Annotated in this window: 13 protein-coding genes and 1 tRNA gene; 5 read left to right on the forward strand and 9 right to left on the reverse strand. The window is 36.6% G+C overall.

The window, feature by feature from the left end; all coding sequences use genetic code 11:
• The 3 genes from E4N74_RS06460 to E4N74_RS06470 are packed head-to-tail and all read left to right on the forward strand — an operon-like array spanning position 1 to position 4,494.
• A complete protein-coding gene (locus E4N74_RS06460) occupies positions 1-2,169 on the forward strand; it encodes a methyl-accepting chemotaxis protein (protein WP_255819321.1) in 2,169 nt (722 codons plus the stop codon).
• 43 nt (positions 2,170-2,212) lie between these two features.
• Positions 2,213-3,376: a (E)-4-hydroxy-3-methylbut-2-enyl-diphosphate synthase gene (gene ispG / locus E4N74_RS06465; RefSeq protein WP_044979567.1), complete on the forward strand. Its 1,164-nt coding sequence runs from the start codon at positions 2,213-2,215 to the stop codon at positions 3,374-3,376.
• Positions 3,373-4,494, forward strand: a complete 1,122-nt coding sequence (locus E4N74_RS06470; protein ID WP_044979568.1) for a tetratricopeptide repeat protein — start codon at positions 3,373-3,375, stop codon at positions 4,492-4,494. The genes ispG and E4N74_RS06470 overlap by 4 nt, the downstream gene beginning before the upstream one ends.
• Positions 4,495-4,587: 93 nt before the next feature.
• Here E4N74_RS06470 and E4N74_RS06475 read toward each other — a convergent pair whose 3' ends face one another.
• The 7 genes from E4N74_RS06475 to ispE all read right to left on the reverse strand — a co-directional run bounded on the left by E4N74_RS06475 (position 4,588) and on the right by ispE (position 12,048).
• The gene (locus E4N74_RS06475; RefSeq protein ID WP_420832868.1) at positions 4,588-6,201 is read right to left on the reverse strand and encodes a S1C family serine protease; all 1,614 of its coding nucleotides are present in this window, start codon (positions 6,199-6,201) and stop codon (positions 4,588-4,590) included.
• Positions 6,202-6,277: 76 nt separating this feature from the next.
• Positions 6,278-8,317, reverse strand: a complete 2,040-nt coding sequence (locus E4N74_RS06480; RefSeq protein ID WP_255819323.1) for a tetratricopeptide repeat protein — start codon at positions 8,315-8,317, stop codon at positions 6,278-6,280.
• The gene (gene tilS, locus E4N74_RS06485; protein ID WP_255817071.1) at positions 8,318-9,673 is read right to left on the reverse strand and encodes a tRNA lysidine(34) synthetase TilS; all 1,356 of its coding nucleotides are present in this window, start codon (positions 9,671-9,673) and stop codon (positions 8,318-8,320) included.
• Positions 9,674-9,985: 312 nt separating this feature from the next.
• Entirely contained in the window at positions 9,986-10,618 is a 633-nt protein-coding gene (locus E4N74_RS06490; RefSeq protein ID WP_255817072.1) for a 50S ribosomal protein L25, read from the reverse strand.
• 70 nt (positions 10,619-10,688) lie between these two features.
• Positions 10,689-10,761, reverse strand: a tRNA-Gln gene (locus tag E4N74_RS06495).
• Positions 10,762-10,850: 89 nt separating this feature from the next.
• Positions 10,851-11,132, reverse strand: coding sequence for a septation regulator SpoVG (spoVG, locus tag E4N74_RS06500; protein ID WP_044979572.1), 282 nt, complete (start codon positions 11,130-11,132; stop codon positions 10,851-10,853).
• A gap of 64 nt (positions 11,133-11,196) precedes the next feature.
• The gene (gene ispE / locus E4N74_RS06505) at positions 11,197-12,048 is read right to left on the reverse strand and encodes a 4-(cytidine 5'-diphospho)-2-C-methyl-D-erythritol kinase (protein WP_255817073.1); all 852 of its coding nucleotides are present in this window, start codon (positions 12,046-12,048) and stop codon (positions 11,197-11,199) included.
• A 205-nt stretch (positions 12,049-12,253) separates the two neighbouring features.
• Between ispE and pheT the strand changes: the two genes are divergently transcribed.
• Positions 12,254-14,014, forward strand: a complete 1,761-nt coding sequence (gene pheT, locus E4N74_RS06510) for a phenylalanine--tRNA ligase subunit beta (protein WP_255817074.1) — start codon at positions 12,254-12,256, stop codon at positions 14,012-14,014.
• 9 nt (positions 14,015-14,023) lie between these two features.
• The gene (locus E4N74_RS06515; protein WP_255817075.1) at positions 14,024-14,785 is read left to right on the forward strand and encodes a sugar phosphate isomerase/epimerase family protein; all 762 of its coding nucleotides are present in this window, start codon (positions 14,024-14,026) and stop codon (positions 14,783-14,785) included.
• 32 nt (positions 14,786-14,817) lie between these two features.
• Here the strand turns inward: E4N74_RS06515 and E4N74_RS06520 are convergent, their stop codons facing one another.
• Together E4N74_RS06520 and E4N74_RS06525 are read right to left on the reverse strand one after the other, a co-directional pair.
• A complete protein-coding gene (locus tag E4N74_RS06520) occupies positions 14,818-15,681 on the reverse strand; it encodes a M23 family metallopeptidase (RefSeq protein ID WP_044979576.1) in 864 nt (287 codons plus the stop codon).
• Entirely contained in the window at positions 15,682-16,806 is a 1,125-nt protein-coding gene (locus E4N74_RS06525; RefSeq protein ID WP_145475273.1) for a hypothetical protein, read from the reverse strand.

The raw sequence follows: 16,806 nt of genomic DNA on the forward strand, positions 1-16,806 counted from the left end.
ATGGAAAAGATACAAATGAAAACAAAAAAAGATAAGAGAAATTTTTCGATTGTAGGAAAATTTATTGCTGCAATGATAATTATAGTTATCGTTTTGGTTCTATTTATTTGTACCATTATAGGAATACAAATTTATAAAATGAATGTTGCAAAATTTGACCATGTTATTCAGCAAGAATTTTCAATAATAAACCGGACAATTGATCTTTTTATGCAATCCAACAAAAAGATAGTAAGCGTGCTTGCAGAACATCCGGCATCTAAAAATGCCGATGATACTTTATTCGATTACACAGATAAAACAGGAGATGTTTTTCTTAAAGATATAGATATTAGTAAAGCAGAAAATGATCTTCAATTGCTTTTTAATCAAACCATAAAAATTTATCCCGAATTTATAGTAGCCTATTTAGGAACAAAATGGGGTACTCATACATCTTCTATGGAATCAATACCCGGAGGCTATGATCCGCGAACAAGACCTTGGTATAAGCAAGCAATGGGGAACCTCGGCAAACCTATAGTAACCGAAGCCTACATCTCCACTGATTATACTCCGGTTATAACCTTTGCCAAAACAGTACAGGCTGAAAATGGAGAACAGATAGGCTGTTTTGGAGTAGATATAAATCTTACCGAACTTACAAATTTTATGAGTACTATCCGAATAGGGGATACAGGATATGCAATGCTGGTTCAAGATGACGGAATTATACTTGCAGACCCTGCACATAAGGGTTTAAATTTTAAAAATTTAAAAGATGCGGACATATCGGCTTTCTCACAGTTAGAAAATATCAAAGAAGAACCCCAAATTATAAATATGGACGGGAAAAAATGGAGGACTCAAGTATTTAAAATACAGGGACTTCCGTGGAAAATTATTATTTTTATAGACTATGAAGAAATTTTTGAAATGTTTAATAATCTGATAAGAAAAATAATAACAATAGGACTTATAATTTTAATACTGGCAACGATTTTTGTCTATTTTGTTTCATGCCGAATAGTAAAACCGATACGTAAAGCCGTTGCAGCATTAAAAAATATCGCATACGGGGAAGGAGATTTAACTGTAACTCTTCCGGTTGCAGGTAATGATGAAATTACGGATTTATCCAAATATTTTAACCAAACAATCAAAAAAATTAATCTATCTGTAAAAACCGCCGGAAAAAGCAGCGAAGAAATGCAAAAAACAGGTAATACACTTGCAGCAAATATGACTGAAACAGCAAGTGCAATTTATGAAATAAACACCAATATTGAACATGTAAAAAAACAAATTATGACACAATCCAAAAGCGTTGTTGAAATAGATTCTTCATTACAGGCTATGATGAAAACAATTGAAAAGCTGGATGAACATATTGATACACAAACAAAAACTGTTGACGATTCCAATTCTTCTATAAAAGAAATGGTTTCCAATATTCAGTCGGTTACATCGATTATACAAACCAATTTTAATACCCTTGAAGAATTAAAAAATGCTACGGGAAACGGAAAAGATATTATTGCTGAAACGGTAGAGCTGAGCAAAGCTGTAGACGAAAGCTCGGATATATTGATGGAAACAAGCGGAATCATTCAAAATATAGCTGCTCAAACAAACTTGTTATCTATGAATGCAGGAATTGAAGCCGCCCACGCAGGAGAAGCGGGAAAAGGTTTTGCCGTAGTTGCAGGTGAAATACGAAAATTAGCTGAAGAATCAAGTAATCACGGAAAAAACATAAGCAGCACCTTAAAAGACTTAAAAGAAAAAATAGAAAGGGTAAATGATTCTGCTGCGACAATTGCAAATCATTTTGACAATATTTCGAATATGGTAGAAAAAACAAAAACAATGGAACAGACTATTATGGACGCAATGGAAGATCAAAATGAAGGCAATAAAAAAATCTTGCAAACAATAGATATAATCAACAATGTAGCCCATGAAGTACAAAACATATCCCATGAAATGCTTATGGGCAGCAATCTCGTTTCAGAAGAAATGGGTAAATTGGCAAATATGACAGACAATATTGCAAGCAGCATGAACGAAATGGCTTCAGGAGCATTGCAAATAAATACGGCTATTCAAGATGTAAACAATATCAGCCAAAAGAACAAGCAATGTATAGAAGACCTATCAAATGAGATACGAAAATTTAAGGTAGAATAAAACCATTAAAACAAATTTCCTTTTCTGCCGATAATGAACTGATATGAACTCGATAAAAATACCGCGGAAAATTGAAATCGGCGGAAAGGGAAAGGTAAAAAAACTCACTCTCGGAGGCACTTCACCGATTTTGCTTCAGACTATGTGGAAAGAAAGCCTATTGGGGGCTGATCTCCTTTCTATTGTAAAAAGCCTAAATGAATTGGGACAATTAGGCTGTGACATTGTGCGCTTTGCCGTTCCCGACATGAATTCTGCAGAGGAATTTATAAAACTCACCCGATTAACGGAGATGCCCCTCGTAGCCGATATCCATTTTGATTATAAACTTGCCTTACGGTGTATGGACGGGGACACGGCAAAAATACGGATAAATCCCGGAAATATCGGTTCAAAAGAAAAAACGGAAGAAGTTATACGTAAAGCAAAGGATACCGGAACTGCTATCAGGATAGGGGTCAATTCGGGCTCTCTGCCTTCCGACTTAAAAAAACAAATAGAAGAGACTAAAGCAAAACAAAACCGCAGCACGGAGAAAAAAGCATTTGATGATGAAATTTCGCTTTTAAGGGCAAGGGCATTAACCGAAGCTGCGGCAAGAGAACTGGAAATTTTTGAAAAAGCCGATTTTAAAGATGCCGTCGTTTCTATGAAGGCTTCCAATGTGCGGGAAACGGTCATGGCAAACGAAATCTTTGCAAAAAAATTCGATAACCCGCTTCATTTAGGAGTTACGGAAGCAGGCCCCCTTATTCAAGGTATTGTAAAAAGTACGATAGCCTTTTACCGATTGCTGGAACAAAACATAGGAAGCACCATAAGAGTAAGCCTCTCCGATTCTTGCGAAAATGAAATTATAGCCGGAAGAGAAATCTTAACCGAATGCGGTAAAAGGCAAGGAGGAATAAGGCTCATATCCTGTCCTCGCTGCGGAAGAAAGGGCTTTGATGTTCAAGCCTTTGTAAAACGATGGCAGACAAAACTCTTATCCGAAAAGAAGGATATAAGTATTGCCGTTATGGGCTGTGTAGTCAACGGCCCCGGAGAAGGTAAACATGCAGACCTTGGAATTACCGGAGCCGAAGATTCCGTTATAATATTTAAACACGGAGCAATTACCAGACGCTTGGATTTAAAAAAATTAACCGAAGAAGAAAAAATTAAGGCAGTGGATAAAGCCTTTATAGAGGAGCTTCAAAGTCTATGAAAAAGCAATTAAAAATTATTTTTATCGTACTATACGTTTTTTATTTTTACTCAAACCTTTTTTGTTTGGAAACTATTGATGAAAAAGAACTGCCTTGGCATCTGTTAGAACAGGCAAAAATTCAAATGGAAAAAGGAGAATTCGGTCAGGCTCTCCGCTTAACAAATAAGGCAAGGGATATTCATAAAGAGCAAATGGAAGCAAAATATTCTTATATGTTCAATGCCTTAAAACCGAAAAGGGTAAAACTCGAGGGTGATAATATTTCGGATGTCTATGCAATTTTAAATAAAAGGGAAGACTATGATGCATGTAAAATTTTGGATGAAATCTTTTTAACTCATCCACCCGTATTTTTTGATAAATCTATTTCAAAATTAATGTCATGGCTTGAAAAACGCAAAGCCTTTCCTGAAACGGATTACTTGGCAGGACGAATTTATTTTGCAGAAGGAGACTATGAACAAGCCATGCACTATTATAAGGAGGCATGGAATTCCCACAATTTTTTGGAAATCCCCGATGAAAGGTTCAATATAATTTATGCACTTGCCGACACATCAAAACTTTTGCGTAAATACGATGAACAGGAAAAATACCTCTTGCTTGTTTTAACCGAAGACCCCATATACGGAACTACGAATTTGGAAAGCGATGCCCTTCAAGCTATGATTAAAACAATAAGCTCGGAAAAAACAACTGAAAAATTCTTTTTGCTATACCGAAACCGTAATCCGATAGCCTTAAAAGCCTACATGGATTTAACCGACATATATTTAGAAGCAGGCAAAAACAGAAGAGCTCTTGCAACGGCTGTCCTTGCCTCTATAATTGTCATAACAAACCTTGACGATGCTATCTCAAAAGACAATTACACTTATGAATACACCGAATTTTCAGACTTGCTCAATAGACTTAATAGAAAACCGGAAGTTGTATTATGGGCCGAAAAACAAAACTTTTGGCGGGCTTTTATGAATCTTGCTGATTGCCTTTCCAATAACGGTAATACCGAACAGGCTTCTTATCTCTATTCAAAATTAGCGGAATCAATTCCTTCAATTAAGTATGCACAAGAGGCCGTATATAAAAAAGGGCAAATGGTAAAAAATAAATAGAATGAAATCACTATTCTTCCGAAGGCACCGAAGCAAATTCAGCTATGCCCCGAACTCTCTATCGGCAAAGCTAAAAAAAATTCAAAACAGGTTTTAAAAGAAAAAAGGATTATCAAGATAAGCGCTTAAAATCATAAAGCTGTCCATATAACCGGCTCTGACTTTTTTTGTGTAAATACGCACATGAATAATCTCTTCATTGTCCTCGTCCCATTTTTTTCCGTTAAGTTCAATATAATCGTTTATACCGAAGGAGTTTTCTGCGGCATAACTTCCCGGTATTACTTCTGCAATACGGTAGGTATTTTTTTTACCCAGTGATTCAAGCTTAAAACCAAAGACAGGAAGCATCGATCTTTCGATGCTGTCTCTTTTAAAAACGGAATTTCCCGGATATAAGGGGCGTTCGGCACATAAAACAGGCCAAGTTTTTTCTTCATAAACACCTGCTTCATTTTTTTGATAACCTTTGATACGCACAATCGTTTCAGGAGAGATTGATAGTAAATGGGCCTGTATTTCTTCAACCGAATTTACCGGAATATCATTAACTTCTTTTATTATGGTACCTTCATTTATCCCTGAAATAGAAAAAGGCCCGTCAGGAAGAACATAATTTACAAGAACACCGTTCAGAACTCCGTTCGGTGCATTAGATTCACCTTTTTGGGTTTGACCGTGGCAGCCAAACCAAGAATGCTTAACTTCTCCGCCCCTATATAGATCGGGAAGAATAGTCTTTAAATGCTCCACAGGTATGGCAAAATTAAGCCCCTCATTTCTTTCAAGACCGGCAAATACCACGGCCTGCACAAGCCCTTTATCATCCACTATAGGACCGCCCGAGTTCCCATGATTGACGGCTGCATCTATTTGCATTATATCCACCATCGAAAAAAGCCTGCGGTATTTTGCCGATACGATACCTGAGGTAAGAGTTTTTTCCAAACCTGCCGGAGAACCTATCGCATAAATACGGCTTCCTACACCTAACTCCTTTGAAGATCCCAGACTAAAAATAACGCTTGGCGAGTACTCAGTCTTTACCAACGCCAAATCAAACAAGGGATCCCAGCCGACTACCTTTGCAGGAATTTTTATATTGGGATTATCCGGCGACTTTATATAAAGTCTTGAATATCCGTTATATTTTTTATCAACTTCGCTTTGAATAACATGATAATTTGTGATAAAATAACCGCGGGAATCTATAAAAAAACCTGAACCTATAACGATGTCGGAAGATGCGAAACCTTTTTGTATACGGGTGCCTCTATCAACCCAAACGGTAAGAGTCCCTTTTATCATATCATCTATATTTTTTGGAAAAGAAGCGGAATCACCTGCAAGCTGTTTTCCGTTATTTTGTAAGTTTAAAAGAGGAAAATCGGAATGTTTTTTCCATATAATACTTTTTTCATTAAATATACGTTCCTCAGTCCAACCTTCCGGCCTTTTTCCAATTGCCGTAAGCGATCTAAAGTATTTTAAAGCTTCATTCCAGTTTTTTTCATTTACACTCTTAAAAAAAGCAGATTCAGCTTGTTCTAAAGATTTTGATATGATACCATCAACCTCTTCAAAACCATTTGTATTAAGATAAAGAATCTGAGAACGAATTAATGCATCGGCAATTTTCCCTGATTTTAAGAGATTCTCGGTGTGCTGTACTTGGTATAAAACACTGGATCTGTCCGAATAATCAATATAAGCGGCTTTATAAGAATTTTCTTTAATCGAAGTACACGACAAAAACAATAAAATAAAAATAAAAAAATATAGTTTATTCATTAACGATTTCTGCAAAAACAAATCCTCCCGATCGAACAGCATAAACTTCAATATTATTGATACTAAACATATATGAAACAACCGCTAGACCTGTTTGGTTAAAGATTTCTATAATTTTTTCATTTATCTTTTCAATATTTGTAGGGCTTTTATTAAGCCAAAATAAATTACCCTTATCAGATGGTATAAGATCCAGTCTTTTTTCTCCATCAAATAAGTTTACGGGAATACCGTTTTTAAAATTTACACTCACCCGTTTATTAAGTTTCGGATGGACCCATTCCGTTTGAGAATCTCCGTTTTCATATTGAATATATTTAATTTCAAAATTTCCGTCTTCATCGTTATCCCAAATTTTTATAATGGAAGCGTCTTTTTCATAAAGTTCGGAATACTCATAAAGTTTATTCTTATTTAAATCTATATCAATCCTTTTTAATAAACCTACGGAATCATATTCAACCCTTGTTTCAAAATACCCGTCTCCGTCTTTATCTATGTTTTCAAAAACAGGCAAACCGTTTCTATAATTAGTTTGTGAATATAAGTTACCGGATACGGTTACCTCTGCTTTTATAGGGATACCCTTATCAAAAAAAACTTTTTTTACGCCCCCGTCTATGTAAGGAGTATTTTCTTCAGAAAATGCAGAAGAATAAATTAAGGTTCCTTGATGTAAACTTTCAGCATTTTTATCGATCTTTAAAGAGAAAAAAGCATTTTGCTTTTGATTGATGCCGTATAGTTTTAAATTTAATTCTTTTAATTCGATTGGTGCCCAAGTTAAATCGAGAGGCCTCATTACATATATTACGGAGTTTTTTGTAAATGTTTTAACGGCAGGATAAGCATCATAAACGGCGGTATATTCGTTTTTTTTGCCATGTATTGCCGAAGGGATTCCGAAGTTACATTCTACCGTATATTCCGGATAACCTGTTTGGAAGGTATCGAATTCGGCGCACCAAGGTCTTCCGTTTTTATAATAAATTTTAGAGTCTATAATTAAATCGGCATTTTCATCATTTACTATCAAGCCATCATAAACCGATAAAAAATTTTTAATCTCATTTCGTAATATTGAATTTGAAACCAAGCGTAAAAGTTCAACCAAATGGGATTCATACATAGCATGCGTAAGAGTATATTCTTTTAAAATGGGATTAAAGTAATAGACCTTAGAGGATAAAAATTCACTCACAGCAGTTTGTTCATCAATTATACCGTACCGTAAACAAAGTAATGTAGAATAAGATCGATAGTACAAGTCTTCAAGATAATTGGATTCACTGAAAGGCAAATACATACCTCGATATAATTTTAATCTCCTGATATTTTCCTCCGACTTTGTTTCAAAGGGACTGGCAAGTAAAAGTAATGAAGGATTTTCTTCTTGCCATACATATAGTCTGGAAAGAATATGTTCGGATAATTTTTTACCTAAAAAGTCGATTTTTTTTCCTCTTTCTCTTAAAAAAAACAATTTTGCAAAACGGGCATCAAATGACCATCGATCAGAAGCCTCTAAGATTAAGCGCTTTGCTTCAGTATCCCGTCCAAGACCGTAAAGAGCATCGGCTTTTACATAATCACTGTCGGCAGATTCAAATGGTAACAACCGTATAAGGTCTAAAGCTTCTTTATATTTTAACATCCTGCAATTAATCTGAGCAGCCAATAATCTGCCGGCATTTATATCATATAAACGCCAAACCATTCCGTCCGTACAGGAAGCATCGGCTTTTTCCAGTATATCCTCATTAGGATGATTTAATTTTAAACCGCACATTGCCTGAATATATAAAAAATCGGCAGTCTTTGGATCATAAACTTCACCGAGCTGTGCCTCAAACAAGGCTTCGTTCCATTTTTCTTCAGTAAAAAGCCTTGCCGAATTCTGCAAGTAAGAAAGAGCGGCAGCTAAATTTACCCCCTCACTTTGATTTGCATAAAGACCTACACAAATTAAAATAAAAAAAGCACATAGCTTATGCTTGAGCTTAAAATACTTGAACCTACAGGAATATTTCATTTATTTTACTCCTATAACATACCAATTTTTTTTACCGATAGCGGCACCGTATATTCCTTTAACTACCCCGCCCTCTTCGATTATCGGCAAAATATTTCTATTTTCATAGCTTATATCCCACTCATTTATAATTTTTTTTATCGATTTTTTTGAGCCTGATGAGGTTTCAATTTCATCTCCAAAAAGACGCGATCGCATACAAAAAGGAGGCTTAAAGGGCCCGATTCCGCAGGTATCATCGTTTTCATGCACGATAAAAAAGCCGTCTTCACCTTGTAAAGCCTTAAAATTCCCTGCAGGTGTATCAAAACTGCAAGGTTTATCAATCCAAATAGAATAAAAGAGCTCACTTTTCTTTTCCTCATATACGGTTTTAAAAAGCAATAGGTTATCTCCTTCTTTTTTTATACAAAACCCGCCCGAAAAAATTATCTTTTTTGCAGCGGAAATTTTCATCAAATCGTCAAAAACCGAATATGGAATTCTTCTTTTTCCCTTCAAAAGAATTATGCCCTCTTGAAGAAATTTAAGCTTTAAGACTTTTTCAAGACTTATAAAAAAAAGAAATTTACATAGGCAGTAATTCTCCTTTTTATCCAATACCCATTTTTCTTTCTTTGTTTTATAGGCTTCAAATACAAAATCATTTTGAAATTTTATCTTTTCTAAAGTTTTATCTAAACCGTTTTGCCAACCGTCAAAACAAAGATTTAAGGCAGGAACAAGGTTATGCCGGATATTATTCCTAAGATAGGATGTTTTAAAATTAGTGGAATCTTCTCTCCACGGGATATTTTTTTCCTTAAGATAGTCTTCGATTTCTAACCGAGTAATATTAAGCAATGGCCGTATAAATCTTCCCCGCTTGGGTAAAATTCCCATAAGAGCTTCAGGCTCAGAACCTTGAAAAAGTCTCATTAAAACGGTTTCATAATAATCATTTTTATTGTGAGCCGTCAAAATATAATCAGCCTCTAAGGTTTCTGCAGCTTTTTCAAATTCTTTATAACGTAAAAAACGGGCAGCATCTTCAATTCCCGTCTTTTTGATGCCGGCTTCTTCAAATACCTTATTTTTAGGAATTTCGGCTAAAATACAGGGGCATTTATTTTTGCAAAAGTCTAAAACAAAGGAAGCATCTCCTGAGCTTTCTTGTTCAGACCGGATATTGTGGTTTACTGTTATTACGAAAATGTCGATGTTTAACCTGATTTTTAGTTCCAAGAAGGCCGACAGCATTGCCATGGAGTCGGCTCCTCCCGATACGGCAAGCAAAAGTTTGACATGTCCTCCGCCTTTTTTATCCGTTAAAGAGTAAAAATTATGCACTACCTTTTTTAAAAAATCTTTTTTCATATTTACGATAAGATTTTACACAATTTACAAAAATGGTCAACAGTTAAGAAAAAATGAGAGGAGTATTATGAAGAGTCAAAAACTGCCAGCCAACAGCTGAGAAGCAGCCGAGCATCAGATCGAGCAACAACTGAGCATCAGCTCTAACGGATGCTCTAGCATCTTGTAAAAAACTTTGTTAGACTTTCTTCGCATTCTTCAGAATAGAGATACCCACTAGTTTTTCGTAAGTCCTTACATATCAATGACTTACGAAAAACATCACAAATTAAATCTAAGGAAAAGCTAAAGTTTTTGAAGTTCCATTACAGCTTATTTAGCCTCTGCAGAATCAGGTTCGGCAGCAGGAGCTTCGGCTTCTTCAACTTCAGTTTCAGCAGGAGTTGTAGTTTCAGCAGCGGCAAATTTAATAGCAGCAACGGTTATATCATCGTTTGTTAAAACTGTAACGGCTTCAGGTAATTTAATATCTCTAACATGGAGAGACTGATTTACATCCAAGGCCGAAACATCAACAATAATTCTAGGAGGCAAGTCTTTAGGCAAACATTCCAATTCAAGCTCGGTAATACCGTTTTCCAAAATTCCGCCATGGCGTACCCCTTCGGGAGAGCCGTCAAGCCTGATCTTTACCTTTGTACGCAATGTTTTTCCACGCTCTACTTCATAAAAATCAATATGCTTAATTTCATCGTTAACAATATCATGCTGAAAATCTTTAATAAAAACTTCGTAATCTTTTCCGGTAACACTCAATGTTACTATGGTACTTTCTGTAACGAGCTTAAAAAGCTTCATAAATTCTCTTTTATCAACATCAAGAGAAACGGACTTACCGTGCCTATCATACATTACAGCTGGAATACGGCCTTCCTTTCTAATTTTTACAGCAGCACTTTTACCGTATGCCGATCTTTCATTTGCATTTAACAGTCTCTGTTCCATAATACCAGAACTCCTCTACTACCAATTATTTAGTTTGCAACAAGTACCGCGATAAAAAGCGGACTCAATACTGGGACGGTAGGATTCGAACCTACGGAATGACGGCACCAAAAGCCGTTGGCTTACCACTTGCCGACGTCCCAAAATATATACAAAAGGCAAAAGCCGAATTGTATCCCAAAAAGAAAAATAAAACTAGCACTACCTAAGAAGATGATTGCTTCGGCTAAACTTAAGCTTTCACAGAATTATCAGGAAGGCTTGAAGTTCTTTCATAAGTCTCTAAAACAGCCTTTGTCATTTTATCCCTAAAGTCGGCTGTGATAGGATGAGCTATATTTCTAAACTCACCGTTACTCAACTTCCGGCTAGGCATTCCAATGTACAAACCGTTATTACCTTCAATCACTCTTACATTATGAAGGACAAAACAATCATCGAACGTAATATTAGCATAAGCTTTTAAACTATTCCCTAGGCTCACTCTCTGAATACGGACTTCTGTAATCTCCATACTGCCCTCCTTGCATAATAATATCGGTAATATTCTACCTACCAATATTTTACTACGCTTTTTATCAGAACGCAAGTATCAAGAAAAAAAAACATTTGCCGTATTCCTCAAAAAGATTGAAATAGGCATTTTTTACTGTTTTTTCATCTTTAAAAAGCCCGAAAACCGAAGAACCGGCACCGCTCATAAGAGCAAAGTCGGCCCCGTATTTTAAAAGGTCTAGTTTTGCCTTTTTTATTGCAGGATATTTATTAAAAAGAACATCCTCAAAACTGTTAAAAAAAGGCCATTCACGGCAATCTTTACCGCAAAAAAGCTCAGGATTAAAAGCAGCATTCAGTCTCTCTGATTCTTTACGGCCTAAAAGGCTGTAGGCTTCGGCTGTTGAGCTTTTTACTTCGGGGTAAATCAAAATCCCGAAATAATCCGAAGAAATAAAGACCCTCTCTATTTCTTCTCCGCGGCCCCTTACAACCGCTGCCCCATCTTCCAAAAAAAACGGAACATCGCTTCCTATTTTTAAGGCGATAGACTTCAGTTCTTCTTCCCGTAAACCGGCAGAAAACATATCATTAAGTCCATGCAGAACAGCAGCAGCATCTGAAGAACCGCCGCCTAGGCCGGCTCCTTCAGGGATTTTTTTTAAAACCCTTACGGAAATGCCTTCAGAAATACCGGTAAAGTTTTTAAACTCTTCATAAGTCCTTGTAATAGTATTTTCCTCAGGCAATTCAGCCAGCGGGGACAAGACTATACATCTTTTATCCGGTATTCTTTGCATCAAAAGCTCATCGTCAAGAGAAACAGGAGCAAAAACACTTACAATGTCATGAAACCCGTCACTTCTCTTTCCTAAAACTTCCAAATGCAGATTAATTTTTGCATGAGCCTTAAGGCTGATCGCACTTTTAATCATGTTCTAAGGATTATACCCAATTATAAAGTTTTGTCAATACAAAATACATACAAAATAGCGGAATTGTCAAAATTTTATGTTAAATACGTTTATCGCCATAGTCTTAATTTTTTGTTCTATTACAGTCATTTCTATTCACCCCTTATAGCACAAAGCCATAATTTATGATATAATTCCTCCCAGTTTTTTAACTGCGGAGGACAGAATGCCCAAAATTGAAGTAAATGAAAGCCTTTTTTTTAAATTGCTAGGAGCAAAGCTAGAAGCAAAGCTCGGAGCAAAGCACAATTACGATTACGATAAACTTGAAGAAATTTTAACATCTGCAAAGGCAGAGCTTGACGAAAAACCGGACACGGCTCTTCCCGAAAAAGAGCGTATAATTAAGATAGAATTAAATGACACCAACCGCCCCGACCTATGGTCTACGGCAGGCCTTGCAAGGCTTTTACGCATTCATGCAGGAGGGACTTCAAATACAAAAAGCTATCAGAGCTTCCTTTCATCAAAAGAAAAAATGCAAGACTCAGCTGACCGTACGGTTAAAGTATCACCGGAACTTAAAGACATCCGTCCCTTTGCGGCAGGCTTTGTAATTTCCGGGAAGCCCATAGACGAGCTCATGCTTGCCGACATAATCCAAACTCAAGAAAAACTTTGCCGCAACTTCGGAAGAAAAAGAAAGACGTTTTCTATGGGTGTTTACCGCTCCAAACTTATAAAATGGCCGGTCGAATACACGGCCGTGGATCCCGACAAAACGGAATTCACTCCGCTCGGTATGGAAAAGCCTCTTTTATGCAGAAAAATACTAAAAGAACACCCCAAAGGGATTGAGTACGCCTCATTACTTGAAGGCAAAAAATTCTTTCCGATTTTGAAAGATGCAAACGGCGAAGTCCTTTCTATGCCGCCGGTTATAAACAGTGCGAAGATAGGAGCAGTTCAAGCAGGCGATACAGATCTTTTTGTAGAATTTACCGGCACCGATATGACAAGCATCTTACTTTCAGCAAATATAGTAGCATGCGACTTTGCCGACTGCGGATATAAGATTCTACCCGTTAAAATAGAACATCCTTATGAAACGGGATACGGAAAAATTCTTACTACCCCGTTTTATTTCCAAGAAAATGCAGAAACTTCAGTAGAAGCCGTCAACAAGCTCTTAGGCACCTCTTTTAAAGCAGAAGAAATTGCCGAAGCCCTAAAGAGCATGGACTCGGAAACTCAAATTTCAGGCAATAGGATTATGCTAAAACCCTCACCCTACCGCAACGATTTTCTTCATGAGGTGGACATAATCGAAGATGTTATGATGGGGAAGACCGTTAATTTCTTTACGCCCGAAAAGCCTAACGAATTTACAATAGGAAGACTTTTGCCTGCAACTCTATTAAGCCGAAAAATAAAGGGGCTTATGACAGGCATGGGCTATCAGGAAATGATCTTTAACTATCTGGGCTCAAAAAAGGACTATATTGAAAGAATGTGTATTGATGAGGATTCGGTTATCGAGATTTCAAACCCGATGTCCGAAAACTATCAGTTTGTACGCAACTCTATTCTCCCCTCTCTTTTAAATGCCGAGATGGGTTCTGCAAATGCGGCCTACCCCCACAAAATATTTGAGACCGGAAAGATAGCTTTTTTTGATAAAACCGATGCGACGGGCACAAGGACAGCCCAAAGTTTAGGCTTTTTAACGGCGGAACAAAATGCCAACTTTAATACGGCAGCAAGCGAGGCGGCAAACCTCTTATACTACCTCGGAATAGAATACAAGGTTTGCGAAACCGTCGATCCACGCTTTATTCAGGGGAGGCAGGCAGGCCTTCTTTACAATGGGGAACAAATAGGAATATTCGGAGAGGTAAATCCTAAAGTTTTGGAAAATTGGGATATAAACATTCCCTGTTTTGCGGGAGAATTAAATATCGAAAAAATTTTGAAAACTCAAAACTAAAAACTCTTTATGAAAAATAAGCTGATTAAGGCCATTCGGACAATCGCCGATTTTGATCTTAATCTTTTTAATGACCTTAATTTAGGAGTTGAGCTTCAAGATTTTACCGAACCTTGTTTAACCGACTCGGAGATATACTCTCTTTTAAACGAATACGAAAAAAAGCTGCCGGCTTTAAAAGGAATAAAATCCATGCACGGCAGCTTTATCGATTTAAATATTGCTTCTTTTAATAGGGACATAGCCGCTTACAGCAAAAAAATGTACAAGAGGGATTTATTTTTTGCAAAGCTCTTAAACCTTGATTTTTTAGTTTTTCATACACAGATTATGCCTTGGTTTAAAGAAGATTTTAAATTCGATTTGTTCTTAAAAAACAATGCGGAATTTTTTAACGAGGCCGTAGAAAATTCAGGCTTTAACGGCTGTGTGGTTTTAGAAAACGTATGCGAAAAGGACAGCCGCCTTAGTGCAAAACTTATAGAAGCGGTTGCCTTGCCTAAGGTAAAATTAAACCTAGACTTGGGACATGCCATGGTCTCAGGCGAAAAACTCGAAAACTGGTTTTCAAATAATCAAAAGCACATAGCCTACATGCATCTTCATTCCAATGACGGAAAAAGCGATCTCCATAATCCCGTCTCAAAAGAAGACTTTACAAAACTGTCTAAGCTGTTAGAAAAATATCGGCTCAACTGCCCTATCTGCTTGGAATATTGGGATATTGATATAAAAAAAGAAATGGAAAGAATATCCTCTTTTTACAAGTGAGCCTTGCTCATCAGTTTACTTAAGTTAACTTGCTATTCTACCTGAAAAATAAAAGAAGAACTTTTTTCGTTTCCGCCCTTATCAAAGGCGGTGATTATAAGCTCTATTTTTCCTGAAGGCAAATTTATTTTTCCTAAATGTATTCTGCCGTCCTTTTGATATAAAAGAGATAGAGACGTTTTTTTGTTTTTAAAATAAAGGGATTTTCCGTCGGAACTTAAAACTTCAAATGGAAGGTCGGCGATATTCATTCCATTGATAGAAACCGTAATTCTAAAAGGGGCTAGGACGGGGCCGTCTTTTTCTATAAAATCAAAGACCGAAGAATAAAGATCATATGATCCTTGCTTTATTTTTTTTATAGTTTCCAAATTTATTTGCTGATTATCGGAACTTACTAAAACAGTATTTTGAATTTGAGGCGGTATTTTTTCTTCAATTTCAGGCATAAATAAAAGAGGATTTATTAAAACATCATTGCGGACATCCACAACCTGAAAAATTAAGGAGTTTTCTTCCGTCCATGCCGAATTTCCGGTATGCCCGATTATTGAACCCGATTCGGTTTGTTCTCGTGAAGTAAAAACATTTGTATCGGTAAGATTTCCGTAAATAGTTTGGAGTCCTTCATCATCTATAAAGATAAGAGCATTTCCCAAGGTACTGGGAAAAAAGCGGGTACTGTTTTTTTCTTCAATACTTATTAAATGTTTACCGTAGCCTGAAGCTCTAACAATGTCCGTATCTGCAAATACTGCGGATTGAGAAAAGGCCTTACCATCACCGTCTCTTTGCCCGAATAAGCGTAAAAGGGAAGGAATTTCGACAGGCCACTCAAAGGCGTAAGAATTAAAAAACAGAACAAAAAATAAAAATTTATATATATTTTTTTTCATTTAAAGCCCCCTTATTTCAAATGCAGCAATCTTATCATCCGTGCCTATATAAATTTTATTTTCTTTTTGAATTAAAAAAGCATTTTTAGAATTGAACTTCGTTTTTCCCATCATAAAATTAGGCGGATCGATTAAAAGAAGGGAACATTCGTTTTCTTTTTGAACCAACACTGTAAGAAGGTTTCTTTCACTTTGAATTCCCATGCCTATTATAAAACCGTCTTCTTTGATAATAGAAAGTTTCAAACTTTTGCAATCTATTATACCTATACCGTCAGCAGACTCAAAGACTGCAAAAGAGCCGGACTCATCAAATGAAGCAAAGGTCTGTCTTCTCAAATCCCGTTCAAAATAATAATGAAATACTATTTTATGCTGATGGTCAAGCACATTTATAAGCACCACCCTTTGTTTATTAAGGCCGCATAGGCACAAAACCTGTTTTCCGTCTTCAGAGATTGCAGCCCCCATTACGGCTTGATAGGTACTGCCCCCCGGGTAAAAGCTAAAAAGAGTGTTTCCGTCAGAATCGAGACATACTAAAAGCCCATCCGAATGGCCTATCACACAGCCTGCCTTAGATGACTGAAAAGCCGTAATAGGAGAAGTATGCGTATAAGTCCAAAGTTCTTTTCCGGTCTTATCATATTGAGAAAGAGAAGAACCTTCGGGTTTAAACAAAAAAATTCTATCCTTATCAAGGTAAACATAACCAGGCTCATCAATTCTCAAAAAAGGCTTTTGAATATCGAATTCGTCCGGTTTATAAATATCGGTAAAAAGAGGCTTTTGGGGATACTTTGTCCAAGCATAAAAAGAAGCACTAAATCTTGATTCAGCCGTTTCGGCCCGTAAAATTTCGCCGTCTTCGGCAAAATATCCGAACGAGTTCCCCAAAGAAAAAGCAATCGGAGTCTTTCCGGCAAATTTTTGTTTAAGCTCATCTGAAGATGCACCTGCCTCTCTGGAATAAATTTCGTCGTTTTGAACTTGAGGTATGGGAGATGCCCACTCAGGCATAAGATAGACATTTTCCTTCATCGGAACCGCAGCGGCAAAAATATATATAACAAGAAGAATGATTACAGCAATAAAAATAAATTTATTTTTTCCTTTAAATAACAT

This window comes from Treponema putidum (assembly GCF_024401155.1).
GTDB lineage: Bacteria > Spirochaetota > Spirochaetia > Treponematales > Treponemataceae > Treponema_B > Treponema_B putidum.

Coding starts and splice junctions, on each gene's coding strand:
- E4N74_RS06460 (WP_255819321.1), top strand. CDS start 1: ATGGAAAAGATACAAATGAAAACAAAAAAAGATAAGAGAAATTTTTCG.
- ispG (WP_044979567.1), top strand. CDS start 2,213: ATGAACTCGATAAAAATACCGCGGAAAATTGAAATCGGCGGAAAGGGA.
- E4N74_RS06470 (WP_044979568.1), top strand. CDS start 3,373: ATGAAAAAGCAATTAAAAATTATTTTTATCGTACTATACGTTTTTTAT.
- E4N74_RS06480 (WP_255819323.1), bottom strand. CDS start 8,317: ATGAAATATTCCTGTAGGTTCAAGTATTTTAAGCTCAAGCATAAGCTA.
- tilS (WP_255817071.1), bottom strand. CDS start 9,673: ATGAAAAAAGATTTTTTAAAAAAGGTAGTGCATAATTTTTACTCTTTA.
- E4N74_RS06490 (WP_255817072.1), bottom strand. CDS start 10,618: ATGGAACAGAGACTGTTAAATGCAAATGAAAGATCGGCATACGGTAAA.
- spoVG (WP_044979572.1), bottom strand. CDS start 11,132: ATGGAGATTACAGAAGTCCGTATTCAGAGAGTGAGCCTAGGGAATAGT.
- ispE (WP_255817073.1), bottom strand. CDS start 12,048: ATGATTAAAAGTGCGATCAGCCTTAAGGCTCATGCAAAAATTAATCTG.
- pheT (WP_255817074.1), top strand. CDS start 12,254: ATGCCCAAAATTGAAGTAAATGAAAGCCTTTTTTTTAAATTGCTAGGA.
- E4N74_RS06515 (WP_255817075.1), top strand. CDS start 14,024: ATGAAAAATAAGCTGATTAAGGCCATTCGGACAATCGCCGATTTTGAT.
- E4N74_RS06520 (WP_044979576.1), bottom strand. CDS start 15,681: ATGAAAAAAAATATATATAAATTTTTATTTTTTGTTCTGTTTTTTAAT.
- E4N74_RS06525 (WP_145475273.1), bottom strand. CDS start 16,806: ATGTTATTTAAAGGAAAAAATAAATTTATTTTTATTGCTGTAATCATT.